18 protein-coding genes are annotated in these 22242 nt (G+C 64.7%); 10 read left to right on the top strand and 8 right to left on the bottom strand.

From position 1 onward, the window contains the following. Position 1 precedes the first annotated feature (1 nt). Together TP2_RS16430 and TP2_RS16425 are read left to right on the top strand one after the other, a co-directional pair. Positions 2–1651, top strand: coding sequence for a hypothetical protein (locus TP2_RS16430; RefSeq protein ID WP_038079715.1), 1650 nt, complete (start codon positions 2–4; stop codon positions 1649–1651). After that, complete coding sequence (locus TP2_RS16425; protein WP_051692772.1) at positions 1648–2445, top strand: efflux RND transporter periplasmic adaptor subunit; 798 nt, start codon at positions 1648–1650, stop codon at positions 2443–2445. The genes TP2_RS16430 and TP2_RS16425 overlap by 4 nt, the downstream gene beginning before the upstream one ends. Before the next feature lie 15 nt (positions 2446–2460). On the opposite strand, the gene TP2_RS16420 is transcribed toward TP2_RS16425, so the two are convergent. The 3 genes from TP2_RS16420 to TP2_RS16410 form a co-directional block, all read right to left on the bottom strand. Further along, positions 2461–4671, bottom strand: a complete 2211-nt coding sequence (locus TP2_RS16420; RefSeq protein WP_051692770.1) for a polysaccharide biosynthesis tyrosine autokinase — start codon at positions 4669–4671, stop codon at positions 2461–2463. A gap of 75 nt (positions 4672–4746) precedes the next feature. Beyond that, positions 4747–5202: an arsenate reductase/protein-tyrosine-phosphatase family protein gene (locus TP2_RS16415; protein ID WP_038079713.1), complete on the bottom strand. Its 456-nt coding sequence runs from the start codon at positions 5200–5202 to the stop codon at positions 4747–4749. Continuing rightward, entirely contained in the window at positions 5202–6287 is a 1086-nt protein-coding gene (locus TP2_RS16410; protein WP_038079711.1) for a polysaccharide biosynthesis/export family protein, read from the bottom strand. The genes TP2_RS16415 and TP2_RS16410 overlap by 1 nt, the downstream gene beginning before the upstream one ends. A gap of 396 nt (positions 6288–6683) precedes the next feature. Here TP2_RS16410 and TP2_RS16405 point away from each other — a divergent pair, with 396 nt between their 5' ends. Continuing rightward, the gene (locus TP2_RS16405; RefSeq protein WP_038079710.1) at positions 6684–7784 is read left to right on the top strand and encodes an MraY family glycosyltransferase; all 1101 of its coding nucleotides are present in this window, start codon (positions 6684–6686) and stop codon (positions 7782–7784) included. A gap of 293 nt (positions 7785–8077) precedes the next feature. Here the strand turns inward: TP2_RS16405 and TP2_RS16395 are convergent, their stop codons facing one another. The 3 genes from TP2_RS16395 to TP2_RS16385 all read right to left on the bottom strand — a co-directional run bounded on the left by TP2_RS16395 (position 8078) and on the right by TP2_RS16385 (position 11228). Further along, positions 8078–8404 carry a hypothetical protein gene (locus TP2_RS16395; RefSeq protein WP_038079707.1) on the bottom strand — a complete coding sequence of 109 codons (327 nt, stop codon included), beginning with the start codon at positions 8402–8404 and terminating at the stop codon, positions 8078–8080. Between the two features lie 89 nt (positions 8405–8493). Further along, positions 8494–9108, bottom strand: coding sequence for a YjbF family lipoprotein (locus TP2_RS16390; RefSeq protein WP_038079705.1), 615 nt, complete (start codon positions 9106–9108; stop codon positions 8494–8496). Then, positions 9105–11228: a YjbH domain-containing protein gene (locus TP2_RS16385; RefSeq protein ID WP_051692764.1), complete on the bottom strand. Its 2124-nt coding sequence runs from the start codon at positions 11226–11228 to the stop codon at positions 9105–9107. Before TP2_RS16385 ends, TP2_RS16390 begins: the two co-directional genes overlap by 4 nt. 454 nt (positions 11229–11682) lie before the next feature. Here TP2_RS16385 and katG point away from each other — a divergent pair, with 454 nt between their 5' ends. Continuing rightward, entirely contained in the window at positions 11683–13857 is a 2175-nt protein-coding gene (katG, locus tag TP2_RS16380) for a catalase/peroxidase HPI (protein WP_038079703.1), read from the top strand. 96 nt (positions 13858–13953) lie between these two features. Here katG and TP2_RS16375 read toward each other — a convergent pair whose 3' ends face one another. Then, positions 13954–14823, bottom strand: coding sequence for a MurR/RpiR family transcriptional regulator (locus TP2_RS16375; protein WP_038079701.1), 870 nt, complete (start codon positions 14821–14823; stop codon positions 13954–13956). 98 nt (positions 14824–14921) lie between these two features. Here TP2_RS16375 and TP2_RS16370 point away from each other — a divergent pair, with 98 nt between their 5' ends. The 6 genes from TP2_RS16370 (at position 14922) to TP2_RS16345 (ending at position 21267) form a co-directional block, all read left to right on the top strand. Next, positions 14922–15452: a TRAP transporter small permease gene (locus TP2_RS16370; protein WP_051692762.1), complete on the top strand. Its 531-nt coding sequence runs from the start codon at positions 14922–14924 to the stop codon at positions 15450–15452. Continuing rightward, the gene (locus TP2_RS16365; RefSeq protein ID WP_038079699.1) at positions 15452–16735 is read left to right on the top strand and encodes a TRAP transporter large permease; all 1284 of its coding nucleotides are present in this window, start codon (positions 15452–15454) and stop codon (positions 16733–16735) included. Before TP2_RS16370 ends, TP2_RS16365 begins: the two co-directional genes overlap by 1 nt. 40 nt (positions 16736–16775) lie before the next feature. Further along, the gene (locus TP2_RS16360) at positions 16776–17813 is read left to right on the top strand and encodes a TRAP transporter substrate-binding protein (protein WP_240473781.1); all 1038 of its coding nucleotides are present in this window, start codon (positions 16776–16778) and stop codon (positions 17811–17813) included. Between the two features lie 87 nt (positions 17814–17900). Next, the gene (locus TP2_RS16355) at positions 17901–19136 is read left to right on the top strand and encodes a diaminopropionate ammonia-lyase (RefSeq protein WP_038079697.1); all 1236 of its coding nucleotides are present in this window, start codon (positions 17901–17903) and stop codon (positions 19134–19136) included. Then, positions 19133–20365 (top strand): M20 family metallo-hydrolase, encoded by a 1233-nt coding sequence (locus tag TP2_RS16350; protein WP_038079696.1) that lies wholly within the window; start codon positions 19133–19135, stop codon positions 20363–20365. The genes TP2_RS16355 and TP2_RS16350 overlap by 4 nt, the downstream gene beginning before the upstream one ends. Then, complete coding sequence (locus TP2_RS16345) at positions 20362–21267, top strand: N-carbamoyl-D-amino-acid hydrolase (RefSeq protein ID WP_038079694.1); 906 nt, start codon at positions 20362–20364, stop codon at positions 21265–21267. Before TP2_RS16350 ends, TP2_RS16345 begins: the two co-directional genes overlap by 4 nt. Positions 21268–21297: 30 nt before the next feature. Here the strand turns inward: TP2_RS16345 and TP2_RS16340 are convergent, their stop codons facing one another. Then, positions 21298–22047 carry a hypothetical protein gene (locus TP2_RS16340; RefSeq protein WP_038079692.1) on the bottom strand — a complete coding sequence of 250 codons (750 nt, stop codon included), beginning with the start codon at positions 22045–22047 and terminating at the stop codon, positions 21298–21300. Positions 22048–22242 lie beyond the last annotated feature (195 nt).

The following is a 22242-nucleotide window of genomic DNA, read 5'->3' as shown; positions in this document are numbered from 1 at the left end:
TATGAGCCTCGCCGATCTCTCCTCCACGCCCCTACCCCGGCTGTCCTATCGCGAGCGGCGGATCTTCGGCACGCAAGGCCCCCGAGCGGGTGACTGCTTGCGCGCTTTGAGCGGACCGCAAGGCGTCACTGCGCGCAAGCTGCGCCCTCTCGTGATCGCGATCCGGCCCGGTGCGACCCCCGCACAGACCCGCCGCCTGGCGACGGCTGCGGCCGCGATGCTATCTGGTCAGCTCGCGGATCTGCATGCGCCGGAGGATCGGGCCGATGCCCTGATCCTCGCTGCGTGCGCGCGCGCGCTGGCGGGCGAGAAGGTCCATGTCATCACCCATCACGAAACCCGGGCACGCAGCCTGAGCGAGCGGGCCGAGGCGGCCCTTCTGGAGCTTGGTCTCGATTGCGCCGCGATCGGAGATGCCGATGATATCGACACCCGGACTCAGGGCTATGCCCGCCCGATCGTCTTCGCCACATTCGGACGGCTTGCGCAGGACCGGTTGCGCGACCGGGTCGAGATCGCCGCTCAGGCAGCCTCCCTGCGCACCAGCGTTCGGCGTCTCTCCTATCGCGCGGCGCTCTTGCCTGCGTTGATGCCCCACCGCGCGGCCGCCCTTGTGGATGACGCGGATCTGGTGCTGATCGAGCGGCCCCGCCCGGTGCGGTTCGCGGCTGAAAACACGATCTCGCTTGGCCGGATCTATGCCGATCAGGCTTTCGCCATCCTCGCGTCGCTGATCCGCGATCGCCATTACACGATCGACCCGGTCACGTCGCGCATCCGTCTCGAGCAAAGCGGCGAGATGCGGATCGAGACCTTCGCGGTTCTGTTCGGCGGGGCGTGGGCCGATCCCGACTGGCGCGAAGAAACGGTGCTTGCGGCGCTCGCGGTGCGCGACCTCTTCACCCAGCCGCGTGATTACCGCGTCGAGAATGGCCGGATCGAGCTGCGCCGGGGCAGCGCCGAGGGCGGGTTGGAGCCCTCGATCCCGGACCTGATCGCCGCGAAGGAGGGGCTTCTCGGCGGGTTTGGCGTCGCGCATCTGGCTGATATGCGCCGCACGCTCTCGGCCTATGATAGCCTTGGTGGAACGGGGCTCGGGCTCGCGCGATACCGCGAGGAGCTGCGCAAGGGACACGGGCTGCGCGTGTCAGGTCAGTCTGGGGCGGCATCGCATTTTCCCTCCACACCCTCGGTTTTCGCCACCCGTGCGCAGGCGCGCGACGCCCTCGCGGGCCTGCTCGTCACGCCCGAGCACAGCCTGATCTGGGCGCCAAACCCGGAAGATGCCGCAGAGCTGCCGCCGCAGATCGCGGCCTGCAACCTGCTCACCGGTGACGAAATCTTTTCCTGCGAAGCCCTGCCCGCCGTGCTTGTCCAGACCGGCGCGGCCCCTGCCGGATGGGAGTTGCGGCTGCGTGCGAGCTTCCCCCATGCCCAGCACTTTGCCTTCGCCTCACCCGAGGACGGGGTCTTCGGCGCGTTGGAGGAGAGTGATCCCGCCCGCGCACGGATGCGGGCAGCCCCTGACGCCACGAGCTATCGCGCCGCTCAGGAGGCCCTCGCACGGGCGCTGAAGGCGCAAAGGCTATCGCTGCTGCGCTCGCAGAGCTATTTTGACAGGATCTTGAGCTTTCTGGGGGATATGCCGTGACGCTGTGCAAATCCATGCTGGCCCTTCTTCTGCTCGCGCCGCTCCCTGCGCAGGCGGTCAACAGCTCCGATTGCCTGATCCTGCCGGGAATGACGATCGATCTGGGCAGCGCCGTGCCGGGCCAGATCGGCGCGGTCGAGGTCGATATCGGCGATGCGGTCCGCAAGGGGCAGATCGTCGCCTCGCTCAACACCTCCGTTCAGCAGGCGGTGAAGGATCTCGCCACACTGCGCGCTAAGAACCACGCCCAGATCGACGCGGCGCGGGCGCGGCTCGATTTCGAGGCGAAGGAGTTCTCCCGCAGCACCGAGCTGCGCGAGCGCGGCGTCGTCGCGCAATCGGCCTCGGAAGAGCGCGCCACGGCTTACGAAATCCGCAAACGCGAGCTGGAGGCGGCGGAGATGGAATACGAGCTCGCGCAGCTCGATCTGGCCCGCGCGGAAGCCGAACTCGAAGTGCGCCGGATCCGTGCGCCGATTGACGGGGTCGTGGCTGAACGCCATCTCGATCCCGGTGAATACCTACGCGATGACGGCAAGATCGTTACGCTCGTCTCACTCGATCCGCTGCGCGTCGACGTGTTCCTGCCGCAGACCGAATATCGCCGAATCCACCGCGGCCAGCGCGCGACGATCACCCCGGAAATGACGGGCAGCGCGCCCGCGCAGGCACAGGTGGTGGCCTTCGACCAGACGATCGACGCCGCCAGCGCCACGTTCCGGGTGCGGCTGGAACTGCCCAATTCCGACCATGCAATCATTGCCGGCACCCGCTGCCGCGCCGAGTTCGAATGACGCAGTGACCCGCGCTCAGTCGTCGGATTTGTAGCTGTAGCGATAGTTGTAATGGTACTGATAATGCCCGCTATAACGCTCGGACTCGCTGGCTTTGAAGCCGTTGAGCACAGCGCCGGTGATCGAACAGCCCGCCGCCTCGAAGCTCGCCTGAACGGCACGCAGCGCGCCCTGCATCGTTTCGAGATGACGCGTGATCGCGATCGTGGCGCCGACCGCGCGGCCGATGACCACCGGGTCCGTGACCGCCAGCGCGGGCGGAGCGTCGACGATGATCAGATCGTAGCGGTTGTCGAGCTCGGCCAGCATGGTCGCGAATTCCGCGCGCATCAGCAGCTCGGAGGGGTTCGGCGGATAGCGGCCCGAAACGATGACCGACATTCCGTCGACCGGACCGGGCACGATCACCTCGTCGAGCGGCTTCTCATGGCCTAGATAGTCCGACAGACCCGGTGCGTCTTTGGGCAGATGCACGAAGCGGCGCAGGTAACCGCGGCGCATGTCGGCATCGATCACGCAGACCTTCTGCCCCGCCTGCGCCGCGACGACCGCGAGGTTGATCGCGGTGAAACTCTTGCCGACGCCAGGCGCGGCGGACGTGAGCTGAATCGAGTTGGTCCGAGCATCGAGCAGGCCAAAATGCAGCGACGTCCGCAAGGACCGAAGCGCCTCGGTCGCGACGTCTTTGGGGTATTCGAGCGCGAAGATCGGCAGGTCGCCCTTGCGGTTGCGCAGATCCGCCGCCTCTGCCGCGAAGGGCACGGTCGCAAAGACCGGCAGGCCGAGCGCTTCGATCTCCTCGGCGCCCTTGATCCCGCGGCGCAGCGCACGGCGCAAGAGCACGATCGCCGCCCCCACGATCAGCCCCAGAAGCCCCGCGAGCGCGACGATCCGGCTCTTGCGCGGCGCGACGGGGATCGGGTTGGTATAGGCGGTGTCGATGATGCGCACCGACCCAACGGTCGAGGCCCGCACCACCTGCAACTCCTGGCTGCGGTTTAGAAGCTGCGTGTAGACCTGCTGGGCCACTTCGAGATTGCGCTGAAGGTTGAAGATGTCCTTCTGCGTCTCGGGCAGGCTTTGCGTCGCCTGCTTGGCCTGCTCGAGCTGAGCCTGCAACTCCTTGCGGTTTTGCAAAAGCGCCTGATAGGCCGGGTGGTTCACCGTATACTGGTTCTTAAGCTCCGCTTCCTTGAGATCGAGCGCGGACAGCTCCCCTTCGATTTTCGTCACCCGTTCGAGCAGCGCCTGTGTCTCGTAATTCACATCGACCGATTGCTGCTTCTGGCGGTATTCGTTCAGCGCCTGTTCGGCATCGGCCACGTTCTTGCGGGCCTGCGGCAGCTGGCCCTGAATGAAATCGAGGCTGTTCTCGGCAGAGGCCGCGTTGCGCTCGACATTCTGTTCCAGGAAGGCATTGGCGATCGCGTCGAGAATGGCTGCGGCCCGTTCGCGATCGGTATCTTGGTAGCTGGTGCGCAGAATCGAACTCCCGCGCGGAGACTCCGTCACGGAAAAGCGTGACGAGACGATCCCGATGGCGGCTTCGAGCGAGCGGCGCCCCACGATGAACTGCCGTTTCGCCGGCGCGTCGAGCGCAGTGACCGCAAGTGCGAAGCTGCCATCTGCATTGGTAATCTCTTTGCCCACTTCGCCGCTCAGCTCGGTCCCGTCGGGCAATTCGATGCTGAAGCTCGACGGTCCGGTCACGGTCAGCGGCATTCGCTTGCCGATCCAAGCATCCGGCACTTTAAGCCGTCCGACCGAGATGCTCTCCGGTCCCCATTGATAGCTCGGCAACAGACCGAAATTCGGCAGGCCGAGATGCATCGGGAAGAGCCCGAGCACCGGCAGGCGCTTGGGATAGGCGAAGGTTTCGAGATCGAGCTTCTTCACCGCCTGCGCCAATACCATGCGCGATTGCATGATCGCCATCTGGGTCTCGGATTCCGACTTACCGCCGTTTGTCCCGAAGAGATCCTGCATGCTCTGGGGAAGCGCGAGCGTATTTTGAGATTGCTCTAGCTGCAGCAAGCCCGACGCCTGATAGGTCGGCGCGCCGCGCAAGGCGGCAAAGACACCAATCGCGAGCGCGACGATCAGTGCCGCAAGGATCCATTTCCATCCCGAGACCAGCGCACCAGCGAGGGCCATCAGGTCGATCTCGTCGTCTTCGCTGTCCTGTGTCTGCATCGGGGCCTGCGAAATGCCGGGGGTCTGCTTCATTATCTCAACTCAATCTCTAAAACCAACTATAGAGTGACCGGACCCGCGAACCACACCCCCGCGCGTCTCCTGTCGTCATCCCTGCCCTCTCTTGCGCCCGAGTCGGCTCACCCAGCCCTCGGCCGCGGCCCGGATCTGCGCGAAAGCCGCGCGATGGGCCTCGATCGGCTTGCGATAGGGGTCAGGAATGCCCTGCCCACCCAGCCATTGATCGAACAGCATCGTGCGCCCCGACAGATGCGGCGCGATCCGCGCAATCTCGGAGCGGTGACCTGCTTCCATCACGAGGATCAGCTCATGCGCGGCTCCGATCTCGGCGGTGAACTGGCGCGCGACATGGCCCTCTAGGCTTACCCCTTCAGCCTCGGCCACTTCGCGCATCACCTTGTCGGCAGGCGCGCCGACCACAGCACCGATCCCGGCGGAGCTGACCGACACGTCCGGCAGCGCGCTGGCTAGCAGCCGCTCCCCCACCGGCGAGCGGCAGATATTGCCGACACACACAACGAGGATCGAGCCGACTTGCGCCATCAGTTCGCCAGCGCGTCCGCCGCGCGGGCCGTGTTCAGCGTCGGCAGCAGGTTCGAAATGATGCGGTTCCACTTCGCCACCGGTGCGGTGGTGACATAGACCACATCCTGCGGGTGCAGGTAGAAGCGCGTGCCGACCACGTAGGCGGCCGCGCTCGACGTATCGAGCTGATAGACCGTCACACCCGCGGGCGTATCGCGGAAGACGAAGATCCCGCGCGCATCGGCGGCCTCGGTCTTCAGCCCGCCCACCGAGGTCACTGCCTCGGTCAGGGTCACGTCATCCTTGGTCAGGTCGATCGGGCCGGGCTTGACGAGTTGGCCCAGCAGATAGGCTTCGGCCGCTTTCGCGCGCGGCACCGCGATCACATCGCCATTATGAAGAACCGGGTTGTTCGAAGAGATCCCCTGATTGAGGAAGGCCTGCATGTCGACGCTGTAGCTGCGCCCGCCGCGGCGCACGATCACACGGCGCGCATCGGCTTTCTCGGTCAGACCGCCCGCCTCGTTGACCGCATCAAGCAGCGTCAGCGCCGAGGAGGTCAGCGGGATCCGGGCGGGCTGACCCACCTCGCCGGTGACCGAGACGTTTTGCGAATTGTAGCCCACCACCCGCACCGAGACCTGCGGCGAGGGGATGAATTCCTTGAGCTTTTCGGCCAGATCGGCACGGATCTCGTCAGGCGTGCGGCCTCGGGCGCGCACCTGACCAACATAAGGATAGAAGAAGGTGCCGTCCGATTGCACGCGCAGACCCGATTCCGCGGGCGTGCGATTCGAGCCTGCCGGCATCGTCAGCTCGGGGTGATCCCAGACCACGATATCGAGCAGATCGCCAGTGCCGACGCGGTAATTCCAGTAGCCGTTCGAGGGCAGCGTCGTGCGCCCACCGCTCAGATCCGCCGGCGCGCCAAAAGTCGAGACATTGGCCGCGCTCAGCCGCACCACGGCGATATTGCCCGCGACGGGATCCTCGGTCGTGGTGACGGGGCGCGAGGAAAGTGGAAAATTCGTCGTCGAATTATCGCAGGAGACCAGAAGCAACAACGCAAGACACGCTCCAATACCCTTCGTCATCGCCCCCATGAACGCCCTCCTGAGCCTTCCGCCGCAATGGCGCAATCATCACCTGTCATGCCCCCGGAAATATCGGGAGCCAGTCCCTGACTGGATAGCGGAGCGTTGCGCTTATGCCAACTGCGCATAGCTCACGAATCGATCCGGCCTGCTTTCCGTTGCATATTGGCTTACCGGTCGGGCGACAATCGCATCAATCCAGAGTTGTGCATGTTTTTCGGGCACGGCGCAAAATCGGGCATCAATTTTCGGCACAGCCTCGTTCACAATCCTTTGACGGCCGAAATTAACTCTGGTTAATAACCTCCACGGGGGACACCCTCAGTTAGCGTACAAGTATCTTCTCACCCCCGTGGGTGAACTTTCGTTTCATTGGTTTCAAGAGTTTTGGCACAAGGCGTTACCATGGTCGGCCTGACATATATCGGCGTTGCTTTCGTTGCTTCCTTTCTCTTCGCCTTGCTCATCGTGACGACTCAAAAATTCCATGGTCGGCTAACCCATGACGGTGCCGCCGGCGTGCAGAAAATCCACGCCGCCCCGGTACCCAGAATCGGTGGGTTTGCGCTTCTCGCGGGGGCCGTGGCGGCGGGTTGGACACTCGACCCCGCCACTCAAGCGCTCTGGTGGACGATCTGCCTATGCGCGATTCCGGCTTTCGGTTCGGGGGCGATCGAGGACATCACGAAGAAGGTCTCGGCCAAGTGGCGACTGATCGCGACGGTCTGCGCCGGTCTGATCTTCTGCCTCGTCTCGGGCTATCATATCGAGCGTGCCGACATCCCCGGCCTCGATTACCTGCTGCGCTATCCCGCGTTTGGCATCGCGCTGAGCGCCATCGCCATCGGCGGCATCGCCAATTCGCTCAATATCATCGACGGGGTGAACGGGCTTGCCTCGGGTACTGCCATCATCGTCTTTTCGGCCTTCGCGGTGCTGGCGGCAAAGGCGGGCGATGCTCCGGTCTTCGCGATCTGCCTTCTGATGATCGGCGCAATCGCCGGGTTCTTCGTGTTGAACTTCCCCTCGGGGCGGCTGTTCTACGGTGATGCGGGCGCCTATTCGACAGGCTTCGTACTCGCGGTGATCGGCATTGTCCTGCCTGCGCGCAATCCGGAATATTCGCCGCTGATCGCCGTTCTCGCCCTCGCCTATCCCTGGATCGAAACGCTGGTGTCGATCCGGCGCCGGATGAAGCGTGAAGGCACCCATCCGGGCGAGGCCGACCGCCTGCACCTGCACAGCCTCGTCTATCGCAGCCGCGCCAAGCGCATCGCCGAGACGCTCAAGCGCCCGAAGATGCGCAATCCGATCACCTCGGTGCTGCTATGGTCGCTGACGCTCGTCGCCAGCTCGATCACCGTCATCTGGCCGGACAAGCCTTTGATTCTGGGGGCCGGCGTCGGGGTCGTCTTCGTGATGTACCTGCTAATCTATCGCCGCGTGGCGTTGCTCAGCCGCATCCGCCGGGCGATCAACGCGCAACTCCGCCGCCAACGCGCTTGAGGCGCGCAGTCAGCCTTCCCGATAGGGAGGCTGGTCTTCCATCGGCGCAAAATGCTCGCTCAGCATGAGCCAGAGCAGTGCCGAGAGAGGAAATATGATGAGAGCTGAGAGCATCTCGCCCCTCTTCTCCTGAACAACATCACAATTTTGTAAAGAGAATGCGGCAAGAATGTGGCAGGCGCTACTGTCCATTTGACAGGGTCATGGGCCAAAATCGGGCATAAAACAAAGCCCCGCCGGACTGCCGACGGGGCTTTTCGATCTGTTTCGAGCGCAGCGGGTGGCGCGGGCGATCAGTTGGTGCCGTTGGTGGAGTTCGTACCACCGCCACCGCCCATGGCTGCCGCAGCAAGCCCCACACCGACGAGCACCATCGCGACCGGCGTACCGCCGCCAAGATTGCCGCCCATGCCCTTCGCACAGGTCACTTGCGCCATGCCTTCGGGGGTATATTCGGCGTCCAGCACGCGGGTGCCATTGCAGATATCGGCCTGCTGGGCCCAGGCGACAAGCGCTTCCTGGCTCAGGTTCGGCGGAGCCTGCACGCCTTGGGCAAGGCCCGGCAGAGCGGTAGCGAGGGTCGCGGCGATAGCCAGCGAAGCCGTAAACATTTTGGTCATGAAAGCCTCCGGGTCCGGATGATCGGTTAACACGCGTTAACCCTATATCATTCGAATTGCACGCCCCAGCGGAATTTTACCGAAGGCTGTCAGTTTTTGCCGGTTGTGCTCATTGCGGTAGCAATTGCCCCGACCTTGGGCGAAGTCCATTGCCGCGCAGCCACGATCTGGCCCGCCCCGTCCGTCCAATAGAGGTTCTGCGCGCGCAACCCGGCGGTCGCGCAGCTCTCCTCGTTGCGGATCAACCGGCGCCCGGCCAGCACTTCGGCTCCCTCGGTCTCCATCTCGCAGCCCATCAGCACGTAGCGCGCATGATCTTCCGGATCGAGCAGCCGGTAGGTGCGCCGATAGGGCCCTGCGGTCTCACCGCGCAGGGCAGCGAGCGTCGGCTCTGCATCGGCCCCCATCAGGTCGTCTCCCAAACCGCGCGTAGCGACCACCACGCCGCGGTCGACGCTCACCGAGATATTGTCATCGGAGGCCCAGGTGCCGATCGTGCCGTTCTGCCCGATCGGGCGCAACACGGCGCTCGCATTGCGCGAAGGGATCACCACTTCGAGCCCGGTGCCCGTTTCGCCGCCTTGCGCGACGACGACCTGCACCCCCTGCCCCTGCGGCGCAGCGGCAGAGCCGCCCGAGAGCGTCATCGGGATCTTGCCGCAACCGGCCAGCGCCAGAATGGACGCCGCGAGCCACCACCTCATCGCCAGAACCTTTCCCAATTGCCGTCAAGCGTGGCCGCCTGATCGTCACGCACCAAACCGTAGAGGCGGTCCGAGACATGCAGCCGCGCTCCTCCATCGCGCAGGATCGGCTGGATCACGGTCGAATATTTCGTCCGCGTCGCCTGCCCGGTCACCCAGCCCAGCGGGATCGTCAGCTGGAAGCCCTTATCGAAGGAGCCTTCACCGAAATCAGCCGAAGACACATTGGTTTTCGTCGCGTAGACCCCCACGCGCCAGCCATTGTCGAAGACCCGTGCGAAACTCAGCGTGGCGCCGGTATCGCCCGCGAGATAACGCCCGACATCAAGTTGCGTGTAGAAATCGTCACTCAGCCGGTAATAGGCCGAGAGATGCCCGGTGGTGACTTCGTAATCGCGCAGATCGAAGCGTTGGTCATAGCCGCGCTGGCGCACCCGGTTGATCTCGGCCCCGAGCGCGAGACGGCTGTTCTGCGGCGCCCAGAGAAGCTCGGCCGAAACGCCTGCGAACATCGCCTCGAGATACCCCGCCGTGACCCGACCATAGAGATCGCGGCCGGGGCGGAAGAAATAAGCCGCCGTCAACTCAGGGATCTGCGGCCCGGAAGTTTTATAATAGAGCCAGGCATCCGAGCGCACATGCGGCAGAACCGAATCCGAGGGCCGGTTGGCCTGATCGAGATTGCCGATCAGTTTCTGGTTCACCTGCCCCGAGAGCAACAGCCCCGGCAGCGGTTCGAACTTGGCCCCAAGGCTGAAACCGATATCGGCGCGCAGCGGATCGTCGGGATCGAAGAGCGCGGGTTTGAGATAGGGGCCAATGCTCCAGGAGAAGCGCGGATAGACACCGCCCACCGGCGGCAGGCGACCCGCCGCATCGGCGATCTGCGCATTGGCGCGGATCAGCTCACCCCCGATGGGATGGAATTCAAAGGCCTCGAGATCGGCACGCTTGAGGTCGGTCGTGCTCACCGGCATCGAGTTCTTCGACAGCGTGATGGCGAAACGATCGACGTTTGCAGGGGCCTGCGCGCTCAGCACCCGCGCCGCGCGCCCAATCGCCTCAGGCGCGGCATTGTAGCGGTCATTGCGGATCTGGATCGCGAGCCGGTCACCGCTGAGCGCCATACCTTCAAGCGCCAGCCCCTGCGCGGCAAGCGCCGGGCGCAAAGACGCCTCGAGCAGCGCCGGATCGCCCGCCCAGCTCTTTGCGGCATCCGCGCCCCCGCGCGGCACCACCGGCGGCGGCGCGGTCTCGAGCCCGCTTGGATTCGCGTTACGCTTGGGATTGAGCGCATAGTTGAGCTGGAGGCTCAGCGTCGAGCCATACATGTAGCCCGCGCTCACCGAGGCATTCCGGTTGATCTTGTAGCGCGCGGCGAAGTTGAAGGGCGATTTGCGCTCGAAGGTCGGCCCATCTTCGCGCGTATAGGCATCCGAGGAATATTCCGCGAGCAGACTCAGCCGGTCGCTCGCCTGCCATTCGACCCCGCCGAACAGCGCCGCCGGACCGCGAAACCATTGCGAGGGCTGGAACGTGCCCCCCGTGCCGACATCGGCCTTCGGCCGCGTGTCGAACCGATCCGAGATCACGCCCAGCGGATTGTCGAAGCTGCCGAAGGAGCCCAGCCGCCCCCAGCCGATCCCCGCAGTGGCCCGCAGCCTCTGCGTGAGCGCTTTCGAGGCCACGACATATTCACCGGCATAGACGCCGGTACCCGCCATGTCATTGATGCCCACCGCCATCGCGGGCCGGTACCGCCCCTCATCGAGGAAACGATACTGGATCGAGAAACTGCGGTCATAGAGCGTGCCGCCGCCGTTGTAATTCCCAACCGAGGAATAGCGGAATCCTGCTGAGAGTCGCGGTGTGATCTGGAAGGCCGCCGAAACCCGGGTCTGGTTCTGCATGTGAAAGATAGTGAAGCCGAGCTCCGCATCTTCACGGCTCCCCGCCGATGGCATGTCGATCAACCCCGGCACGCCGAAGCTGTTATAGCCCCAGGCGCGATCGGCATCCTGCGCCCGCGCCGCCGTTCCCAACGCCAAGGGCACCGTCATCGAAAGGCACAGAGCAAGGACGATCCGGGATGTGGTGGAGCCAAAGGCGCGCGTGCTCATCAAGGAAATCCACTGCGAAAACTATTTCGCTTTTCTCACCGAGCACGCCCCGCGATGCAAGGCTTGGCAGGCCACTCGAACGGAGGCTTGTGGCAGAAATGCACGCAGGAGGCGAGGCCAGAACTGTCGGCGACGCGTTCTTGCCGGGCAGCCCCGGTATGGCCACGCAACCGGCTACCCGACCGGCCACCCGCCCGGGCGCGCGACGATACACGTGGCGGCCCCGATACCCTAGTTTCGGCGTCGTGAAGCTAACCTGCTGAGAACATTGATCGCGCAAATGGAATAATTTTTTCCTATCCACACGATTAGAATTTAGAATTTTTGTTTATGATACGGACTGATAAAACCGTCGCACAGCCGCGGATGACAACCGCGCTTCGAGATATTGCAATCCTGGGCCAGAATGCGCCCTGGACGACCAAGCGACAGCCTTTGCTAGGGAGAGACCCAAATGGACGGAAATGATGTGAACACGGCCGGCAAATGTCCGGTGATGCATGGCGGCAATACCGCCATGGGTTCGAATGTGATGGATTGGTGGCCGAACGCTCTCAACCTCGACATCCTGCACCAGCATGACACCAAGACCGACCCGCTTGGTCAGGCTTTCGACTACGCAAAAGAAGTCGAGAAACTCGATTTCGAAGGCGTGAAGGCCGATCTGCACGCGCTGATGACCGACAGCCAGGACTGGTGGCCGGCCGATTGGGGCCATTACGGTGGTCTGATGATCCGTATGGCCTGGCACGCGGCGGGCTCCTATCGTCTGGCCGACGGGCGCGGCGGTGGTGGCACCGGCAACCAGCGTTTTGCGCCGCTCAACTCCTGGCCCGATAACGTCTCGCTCGACAAGGCGCGCCGCCTGCTCTGGCCGATCAAGAAGAAATACGGCAACAAGATCAGCTGGGCCGACCTGATCATCCTCGCGGGCACCGTCGCCTATGAGGATATGGGCCTGAAGACCTTCGGCTTCGGCTTTGGCCGCGAAGACATCTGGCATCCCGAGAAGGACACCTATTGGGGCGCCGAGAAGGAGTGGCTCGCACCGTCCGACGAGCGCTACGCGGATGTCGACAAGCCCGACACTATGGAAAACCCGCTCGCCGCCGTGCAGATGGGCCTGATCTATGTGAACCCCGAGGGCGTGAACGGCAAGCCCGACCCGATGAAGACGGCAGCCCAGGTGCGCGAAACCTTCGCGCGCATGGCGATGAATGACGAAGAAACCGTCGCGCTGACCGCGGGCGGCCACACTGTCGGCAAGACCCACGGCAATGGCGATGCGTCCCTGCTGGGTGCCGACCCGGAAGGCGCGGATGTCTGCGAGCAGGGCTTTGGCTGGGCGAACCCGAAGATGGGCGGCAAGGCGGCCAATGCGGTCACCTCGGGCCTCGAGGGCGCCTGGACCACGAACCCGACCAAATGGGACATGGGCTTCTTCGACATGCTCTTCGGCCATGAATGGGAGCTGCGCAAATCTCCCGCGGGCGCCTGGCAATGGGAGCCGGTGGACATCAAGGAAGAGGACAAGCCGCTGGACGCGACCGACCCTTCGAAGCGCCACAACCCGATGATGACCGATGCCGACATGGCGATGAAGGTGGACCCGATCTACAACGAGATCTGCCAGAAATTCATGGCAGATCCGGAGTATTTCAACGACTGCTTCGCCCGCGCCTGGTTCAAGCTGACCCACCGCGACATGGGCCCGAAGGTTCGCTACAAAGGCCCGTGGGTGCCTGCGGAAGATCTGATCTGGCAGGACCCGGTGCCCGCCGGTTCGACCGGTTGGGACGTGGAGGCTGTGAAGGCGAAGATCGCGGCCTCGGGCCTGTCGGTGGCCGAGCTGGTCTCGACCGCGTGGGACAGCGCGCGCACCTATCGCGGCTCGGACATGCGCGGCGGCGCCAATGGCGCGCGCATCCGTCTGGCCCCGCAGAAGGACTGGGAGGGCAACGAGCCCGCGCGCCTGCAAAAGGTGCTCTCGGTTCTGGAACCGATCGCGGCCGAAGCCGGGGCCTCGGTGGCCGACGTGATCGTGCTGGCGGGCAATGTCGGGGTCGAGAAGGCGATCAAGGCGGCTGGCTATGACGTGGCGGTGCCTTTCGCGCCGGGCCGTGGCGACGCGACCGACGAGATGACCGATGCCGAGAGCTTCGACGTGCTCGAACCGCTCGCCGACGGGTTCCGCAACTGGCTCAAGAAGGACTACATCGTCTCGCCCGAGGAGATGCTTCTGGACCGTGCCCAGCTGATGGGGCTGACCGCGCCGGAAATGACCGTCCTGATCGGCGGCATGCGGGCGATGGGCACCAACCATGGCGGCACCAAGCACGGTGTCTTCACCGACCGCGAAGGGCAGTTGACGAACGACTTCTTCGTCAACCTGACCGACATGGCCAATAGCTGGCATCCCGCGGGCGATGGCGCCTACGAGATCCGCGACCGCAAGACCGGCGCGGTGAAGTGGACCGCAAGCCGCGTCGATCTGGTCTTCGGCTCGAACTCGATCCTGCGCTCCTATGCCGAGGTCTATGCCCAGGACGATAACGGCGAGAAATTCGCAAAGGACTTCGTTGCCGCCTGGACCAAGGTGATGAACGCGGACCGCTTCGATCTGGCCTGATCCGAACGGGTCCGGAAAAGACTGTCACCCCCGCCCGAGTGCGGGGGTGATTGCGTTTCGAGATTTATGAAGACGGCCGGACGCGATCGGCCCGCGCTATTCCAGTTCGTTGAGATCGCCGCGCAGCGCCTCGACCCGGTCGAGATGGGCCCGCCCCGCCGCGCCCAGTTCGCGCGCCACCTCCAGAGTGATCAACCGCAACAGCGCCATCGGCGCGGCATAGCTGTCGATGAATTGCGCCGTGTCGACATGGCAGTTCAGCGTCCAGCGCGCGAGCGCCGGGGCACCGCGCACGGTCGGGTCGCTCACCAGAAGGACCGGCACGCCCTGCGCCGCGATCTGCTCCACCGTGCGCAGGAAATCCGCCGGACGCCGCCGCAGCCCGATCACGATCGCCAGATCCTTCGTCCCGAGCCCCGCGATCGCCTCCGCGCGGGTCTGGCCCGGCATCAGCAAAGGCGCCACGCCGGGACGGATCTGAGCGAGCTGCGCTGTCAGATATTGCGCGAGGAAATGGCTGTTGCGAAAGCCCAGCGTGCGGATCTGGTCAGCCCCGGCGATGGCGCGGGCAATCTCAGCCAGAACCGGGCGCGGCACGCCGCGCAACGTCGCTTCTAGCCGCTTAGCCTCTTCATGCATGAGCGCCGTGAGCGGATCCTCGGCCGCCGCGCCCTGCCCCGCCCCACCCGAGAGATAAAGCGGCGATCCGGTATCGCGCAGCCGCCGCGCCTCCTGACGGGCAGCGTCGAAATTGCGATAGCCCAGCCGCTGGAAGAAGCGGCTCACCGTCGCATTCGACACCCCCGCTTGAGCGGCGAGCTCGGAGGCCGCGAGAAAAGCCAGCTCCCCCGGCGCGCCCAAGACCTGATCAGCGATGCGCCTCTCCCCTTCGGAGAGTTCGGAAAATGCCCGGTGAATACGCTGTGAGACCGATCCCGGCGCAGCGGATGCATCTTTTTCGGGCATATCCGGACTCCCTTTGTGGAAACTCATTTTCGTATTTTGACATATAACGAAAATGTTTTTGCATCGAGAGGACAGCACGGATCAAGGAGAATCGCAACGTGTCCGAGATAGCCAATACGGCGCGGCGCTGGAGCCTGCGGGTGAACCGCGTGGTCGAGATCGCCTGCGTTGTTCTTCTGGCCCTGCTGGTGCTTGATGTCTGGCTGGGCGTGCTGGTGCGCTATGTGATCCCGCTACCGCTGACCTTCACCGAGGAGCTGGCGCGCTATTTGATGATCTGGATGGCGCTGCTCGCGGTGTCTTCGGGCATCGCCTATCGCGAGCATATCGGGGTCGAGTTCATCTTCGGCCGTCTGCCCGCGAAGATGCGGCGCTGGCTCGCCGTCAGCTTCGACGCGATGGCGTTCCTCTTCTTCGCGCTGCTGTTTCTCTACGGGCTCGGCTTCACGATCCGCGGCTTCTCGCGCTTCACGATGATCAACGCGATCCCCAAGGCCTATCCCTTTGCGGGCGTGCCGCTTGCGGCCTTCATGGCGGCGCTGCAACTGCTGCTGGTCGGCATTCACGACTTCTTTTCCGCCCGCGCGCCCGAGCGCACCGGCGCCACCCTCGTTCAGGGAGAAGAATGATGGGCACGCTTTTCGTCGTCATTGCGTTTTTCGGACTGATGGCCCTTGGCATGCCGGTGGGCTTCTCCATCGGGATCGCGGGGATGATCGGGATTCTCGACATGGGGCCGCGCTTTCTGGCGATGGCGCCCGATCGGGTCTTTGCGGGGCTTGATCTGTTTCCCTTCCTCGCGATGCCGTTCTTCATCCTCGCAGGCGAGATCATGAACCGCTCGGGGATCACCGAGGGGCTGGTGAAGCTCGCCGATGCGCTGGTGGGGTGGATGCGCGGCGGCATGGCACATTCGAACATGGTCGCCTCGGTAATGTTCGCAGGTCTCACCGGCGCGGCCACGGCCGATGCGGCGGCCTTCGGCAATACGCTGGTGCCGGCGATGCAGCGCGCGGGCTACACCCGCGGCTATGCCTGCGCGGTGACGGCGGCAGGCTCGATCATCGGGCCGACCATTCCGCCCTCGACGCTGGCGATCATATACGGCTCGATCATGGGCGTGTCGATCGCGGGTCTGTTCGCGGCAGGCATCCTGCCGGGCCTGCTGATCTGCGCGATCTGCATGGGCGTCATCGCGGCCCATGCGAAGCGCAAGAACCTGCCCAAGGGCCAGGGCCGCCCGAGCATCCGCATCGTCTTCACCGCGCTGCGCGAGGGGTTCCTCGCGGTGCTGCTGCCGATCTTCATCCTCGGCTCGATCCTGGGCGGCTGGGCCACGCCCACCGAGGCCGCCGCCATCGCCGTGGCCTATGCGCTCTTCGTGGGCGGCGTGATCTACCGCGCGCTGAGCTGGCGCGACCTCTACGAGATCGCCCTGCGCACCACCCGCATCACCGGCGTGATCTTCCTGATCATCGCCTCGGCCTCGATCCTCGGCTGGTGGATGACCTTCAACCGCATCCCGCAGGAGATCGCGAGCGGGATGCTGTCGCTCTCGTCGAACCCGCAGGTCATCATCGGCATGATCCTACTGCTGCTGCTCGCGATCGGGCTGGTGATGGATATCAACGCGACGCTCATCATCCTTGCCCCGGTGCTTGCGCCGCTGACGCTGCAGATCGGGATGGACCCGGTGCATGCGGGCATCATGATTATCCTCGCGCTCAATATCTCGCTGATGACGCCACCCGTGGGCGCCTGCCTCTTCGTGCTGGCCTCGGTCACCGGCGAGAAGGTCGAGGGCATCACCAAGGAGCTCTGGCCCTTCATCCTCGCCGAGGTCGCGATCCTGATGCTGATCGCCTTCTGGCCGAGCCTCACCCTCTTCGTTCCCAGACTGCTCGGGCTATGAACCCGGGCGGCACCCAACCCAACAGGAAAGGATCCCTTCCATGAGCTTCATGAAATTTGCAGCGACGACGTTCGCCGCCGCCTGCATGGCGTTTCAAGCGCAGGCCGCCGATATCACGATCCGGCTGGCGCACCTGAACCCCGAAGACCCGTTCGCCTCGCATTCGGGCGCGATGGCGGCTGTGTTCAAATCGCTCGTCGAGAGCAATTCGGGCGGCCGCATCGAAGTGCAGCTCTTCCCCAACGGCCAGCTCGGCAAGGATAACGAGGTGATCGACCAGGTCCGCAACGGGCTGGTGGAAAGCGTCATCTCGTCCTCGGGCGGCATCGCCCAGCACTACCCGCTCGTGGGCGTGTTCGACATTCCCTTCGCATTCCCCAATATCGGCGTGGCGTCGAAGGTGATCACCAAGGACAGCTCGTTCGGCAAGAAGTTCACCGCCGATCTCGAAGCCAAGACCGGGCTGAAAGTGCTTGGCCTGCTCGACTCGGGCGGGTTCTTCGAATTCACCAACTCGAAAAAACCGATCAAGACCGTCGAGGACATGGAGGGCCTGCGCATCCGCACGATGACGGTGCCGACGCAGGAGGCGCTGGTGAACTCGCTGGGCGCGAACGCGACGCCGATGCCCTGGGCCGAGCTTTACACCGCGCTTCAGACCGGCGTTGTCGATGGCGAAATGAACCCGGTGCCGATCATCGCTTTCGCGAAGTTCGACGAGGTGCAGAAATATCTCTCGCTGACCAACCACCTCATCACGCCCTATGTCTGGACGATGAATGAGGACTTCTACAAAGGCCTGAGCCCCGAAGATCAGTATCTGGTGTCCTGGGCGGCCGATGTCGCCACCGATGCGGGCCGCTCGATGAGCCGTGTGATCGAAGCCTCCGACAAGGGTCTGCCGGCGCTGGCCGCGAAGATGGAAGTCAATGCGGTCGAACCGGCCGAGCTCGAGAAATTCGCCGCCGCCTCGCAGCCTGCGGTGCGCGCGCTGATCGAAGAAAAATTCGGCGCCGAAGGCACCGAGATGCTCGACGCGATGATGACCTCGATCGAAGAAGAGAAGACCGACTTCTAATCGGTCCGACTGGCCCGGGCGACAGGGTTTCGCCCGGGCAATTTTCCCGCCAGACTGCGCGGGCACGACATATCCAAGGGTTTTCTGATGTCCACCGAACTCCACCACGCGCCGGGAACGGACGCGGCCTTTACCTTGCTGCTCAACCCCGAGGCCCGCAGCGACGGAAACTGGAGCCCCGCGCAGGATGCGATCCTGAGCGATGCGGGCCTGGCCACCGCGCGTGCAACCATCTCGGGCTGGCCGGGTTATGCCCCCACCCCGCTTTGCGCCCTGCCCGCATTGGCCGCTGACCTTGGCGTCGCCGCGCTGCATTACAAGGATGAGGGCGGGCGCTTCGGACTGGGCAGTTTCAAGGCGCTCGGCGGCGCCTACGCGGTGGCGCGGCTGCTGCAATCCGAACTCGGCAAACGGCTGGGCCGGCCCGTCTCGATGGACGAGATCACCGCCCGCGCGATCCCTCAGGCCAGCGAGATCACCGTCTGCTGCGCCACCGATGGCAATCACGGCCGCTCGGTCGCCTGGGGCGCGCAGACCTTCGGCTGCAATTGCGTGATCTTCATTCATGCGACTGTCTCAGAGGGCCGCAAGACGGCGATCGAGGCCTATGGCGCCGAGGTCCGCCGCTGCGCGGGCAATTACGACGATAGCGTTCGCGAAGCGCAGGAAACCGCAACGCGCGAAGGTTGGTTCGTCGTCTCCGACACCTCCTATCCCGGCTACATGGAGGTGCCGAAAGACGTGATGCAGGGCTATGAGGTGATGGCAGCGGAAGCCTTCGACGCACTCGATCAGCCCCCCACCCATATTTTCCTGCAAACCGGCGTGGGCGGCATGGCCGCTGCGGTCGCGGCGCAGGCCGTGCGTCGCTGGGGAGCCGCGCGCCCCAAGATCGTGCTGTGCGACCCCGACCAGTCGGCCTGCTGGCTCGACAGCCTGCGCGCGGGTGAGCCGGTCGCGGTCGAAGGCGATCTCGATACGCTGATGGCAGGGCTTGCTTGCGGCGAGGTCTCCGCGCTCGCCTGGGAGGTTCTGAAAGATCATGCCGATGCGGTGATGGCGCTGACCGATGCCTCTGCCGTGGCCGAGATGCGCCGCCTCGCCCATCCGCTGCCCGGTGACCCGCCGATCGTGGCGGGCGAATCCGCCGTGGCGGGGCTTGCCGGTCTGGCCGCCGCGATGGCCGTGCCCGAAGCCCGCGCCGCGCTTGGGCTCGACGAGACCTCGCGCGTCGTCGTGTTCGGGACCGAAGGCGATACCGATCCGGCCCTTTATGAAGAGCTCGTCGGCATGAGTGCCGAGGCCGTGAGGGCGCAGGGATGAGAGGGCCGGAGATTTCCTCAGCCCGGCTTCTCGACTGGGTCGCCGATCTGGGCCGCATCGGTGCACTGCCCGGTGGCGGGGTCTGCCGACTGGCGCTGACCGATACCGACCGTGCCGGGCGCGACTGGCTCGTCGCGCAGATGGAGGCGCTGGGGCTGACGGTCTCGATCGACGCGATCGGCAATATCTGGGGGCTACGCAAGGGGCTCGTGGAGGGCGCACCGGTGATGATGGGCTCGCATATCGACACGGTGGCGACGGGCGGGCTCTATGATGGCGCGCTTGGCGTGCTGGCAGGCCTCGAGGTGATCGCGGCGCTCAACGAAGCGGGCATCACCACCCATACGCCGTTGGCCGTCGCCGCCTTCACCAATGAGGAAGGCGCGCGCTTTGCCCCCGACATGATGGGATCGGGCGTCTATATGGGCGCGCTCGACCGTGAGGAGATGCTGGCGACCGTCGCGACCGATGGCTCGGCAGTCTTCGGTGAGGAACTCGACCGGATCGGCTATCACGGCGGCGACACTCCGGTGACACCCGCGGCCTATCTGGAGCTGCATATCGAACAGGGGCCCGTGCTGGAACGTGAAGGCGTCCGCGTCGGGGCCGTGACCGGCGTTCAGGGCATTTCCTGGACGGAATACACGATCAAGGGTCAGTCGAACCACGCAGGCACGACGCCGATGGCGCTGCGCCATGACGCGGGCGTGGTGGCTGCGAAAATCGCTCTGGCCGCGCATGAGATCGCTGCCGATCTCGGCCCGCCGCAGGTTGCGACCGTGGGCGTGTTCGAGCTTTCGCCCGCATTGGTCAATGTCGTACCCGAGAAGGCGCGGCTGACCGTCGATCTGCGCAATACCGACAATGAGCTGCTCAAACAGGCGGAGGCGCGGCTGCAAAGCGCCGCCGAAGACGCCGCCACCGCACATGGCTGCACCCTTGCGCGGCGCAGCCTCGCTCGCTTCGATCCGGTCGCTTTCGCGCCTCAGGTGATCGACCGCGTCGAGGCGGCCGCCACCGCGCGCCAGCTCAGCGTGAAACGGATGCCCTCGGGAGCGGGCCATGACGCGCAGATGTTCGCGCCCGCCTGCCCGACCGCGATGATCTTCGTGCCCTCGAAAGACGGGCTCAGCCACAATATCAACGAACATACCGAGGCGCAGGACCTCGTCGCGGGCGCTCAGGTGCTTCTCGATGTCGTGCTCGATCTCGCAGGAGGCAAATCATGAGCCGCAGTTTCATCGTCGCAGGCGCCCAGCTCGGCCCGATCGCCAAGGAGGAATCCCGCCCCGCTGTCGTCGCGCGCCTGTGCGCCATGATGCGCGAGGCGAAGGCCCGCGGTGCGGAGCTGGTGGTCTTTCCCGAACTCGCGCTGACCACCTTCTTCCCGCGCTGGTGGCCCGAGAGCCAGGACGAAATCGACCGTTGGTTCGAAACCGAGATGCCCGGCCCCGAGACCCAGCCGCTCTTCGATCTGGCGGTGGAACTGGAGATCGGCTTTCACCTCGGCTACGCCGAGCTGACCCCCGAGGGACGCCATTTCAACACCGCGATCCTCGTCGGTCCCGATGGCGCCATCTTGGGCAAATATCGCAAGATCCATCTGCCCGGCCATCGCGACCGGCAGGATTGGCGGCCTTTCCAGCATCTCGAGAAATACTATTTCGAGAAGGGCGATCTGGGCTTTCCCGCGTTCGATGCGTTCGGCGGCAAGCTGGGCATGTGCATCTGCAACGACCGGCGCTGGCCCGAAACCTGGCGGATGCTGGGGCTCAACGGGGCGGAACTCGTGGTGCTGGGCTACAACACGCCCCTGCATTACCCGCCCGCACCCGAGCATGACCACCTGCAATATTTTCACAACGAGCTGTCGATCCAGGCGGGCTGCTATCAGAACGGACTCTGGGCGGTGGCGGTGGCCAAGGCGGGCTTCGAGGAGGGCTGCGAGCTGATCGCGGGCTCGATCATCGTTGCCCCCACCGGAGAGGTTCTCGCACGCACGCAAGGCTCGGGCGACGAGGTGATCACCGCGCGGATCAATCTCGACCGCTGCTCCGAGATCCGGCGCAACGTCTTCGATTTCGCGCAGCATCGCGAACCCGAGGAATATCGCAAGATCGCCGAACGCTGAAATGTGGGGCGACGGTCGCGCCGCCCGCGTTCACTTCACAACGTCAAGCTGCAAGAGCGCCTGCGAGACTGCGCTGTTGAGCGCCGAACGGCAGGCACCCAGAACCTCCGCCTTCTCGGCTTTGGGCAGGCGATCCCAGTCCTTTGCGGTGAGCTTGCCGGGAATGATCGTGCGCCCGGTGACCTGGATGCCCTGCGTAACCCCTTTGCCGGTCGCGGGGTCGACCAGTGCCGCTTGCAGGCCGACCGTGCAGGCATTCTCACCGATCCAGGCCTTGTCGGCCTCGGGATTGCGGATCCAGAGTACGAAACGCGGCTGGAAATTGGCGTCCTTGGTCTCGGACGCCCCCGCAACCGCGATGATCGCAAAGAGCCCGCCGCCAAGCGCGAAGAAATCACGCCCCGGATTGTAATCCTGCCCGAGCTTGTTGAGCGGGGCCTGCTTGAGCACGATTACCACTTCGTTGCCCTGCGCAGCCGGACCGGACGGTGCCGCGACGCTCGTCACCTTGGCGCCCGAGGCCTGAAGCTGGGCACGCACCATCTCGGTTGCCGCACCGGCGGCATTCCAGCCGAGCCGCCCTTCGGTCGATTGCGGCTCGGAAAGCGCCGCTTGCCAATAGCTCGACATCACCCGGTCGCCCACATCCGCAACGAGCCCGATGCGCGCATATTTCGCCTGAGCGCCGGTCGGAAGCCCCGTCTGCGAGGTCTCGACACAGCCGGACAGGCCCAGCAGGGCAATCCCCGCCACAACTCCAAGAAACCGATCGAACCGCATGGCATCCTCCCCTTTTGCCCGCTTGCGAAACCCGCCCTGACGAGGCCGGAACTTGACCCAAGGTTAACCAGCGCGGCGCATCCGCGCCTTGATGCGCGTCAACCGAAACTTTCCGCCGGCGAACCCCCGTCGGCCAAAAGAAAACCCCGAGGCGCAGGGCGCGCCTCGGGGCAAGGATCAGTCCGTTTCGACCGA

Source organism: Thioclava pacifica DSM 10166, from assembly GCF_000714535.1.
GTDB lineage: Bacteria > Pseudomonadota > Alphaproteobacteria > Rhodobacterales > Rhodobacteraceae > Thioclava > Thioclava pacifica.
Note: the sequence above shows the minus strand (reverse complement) of the source record. Positions and strands in the feature narration are given on the sequence as shown.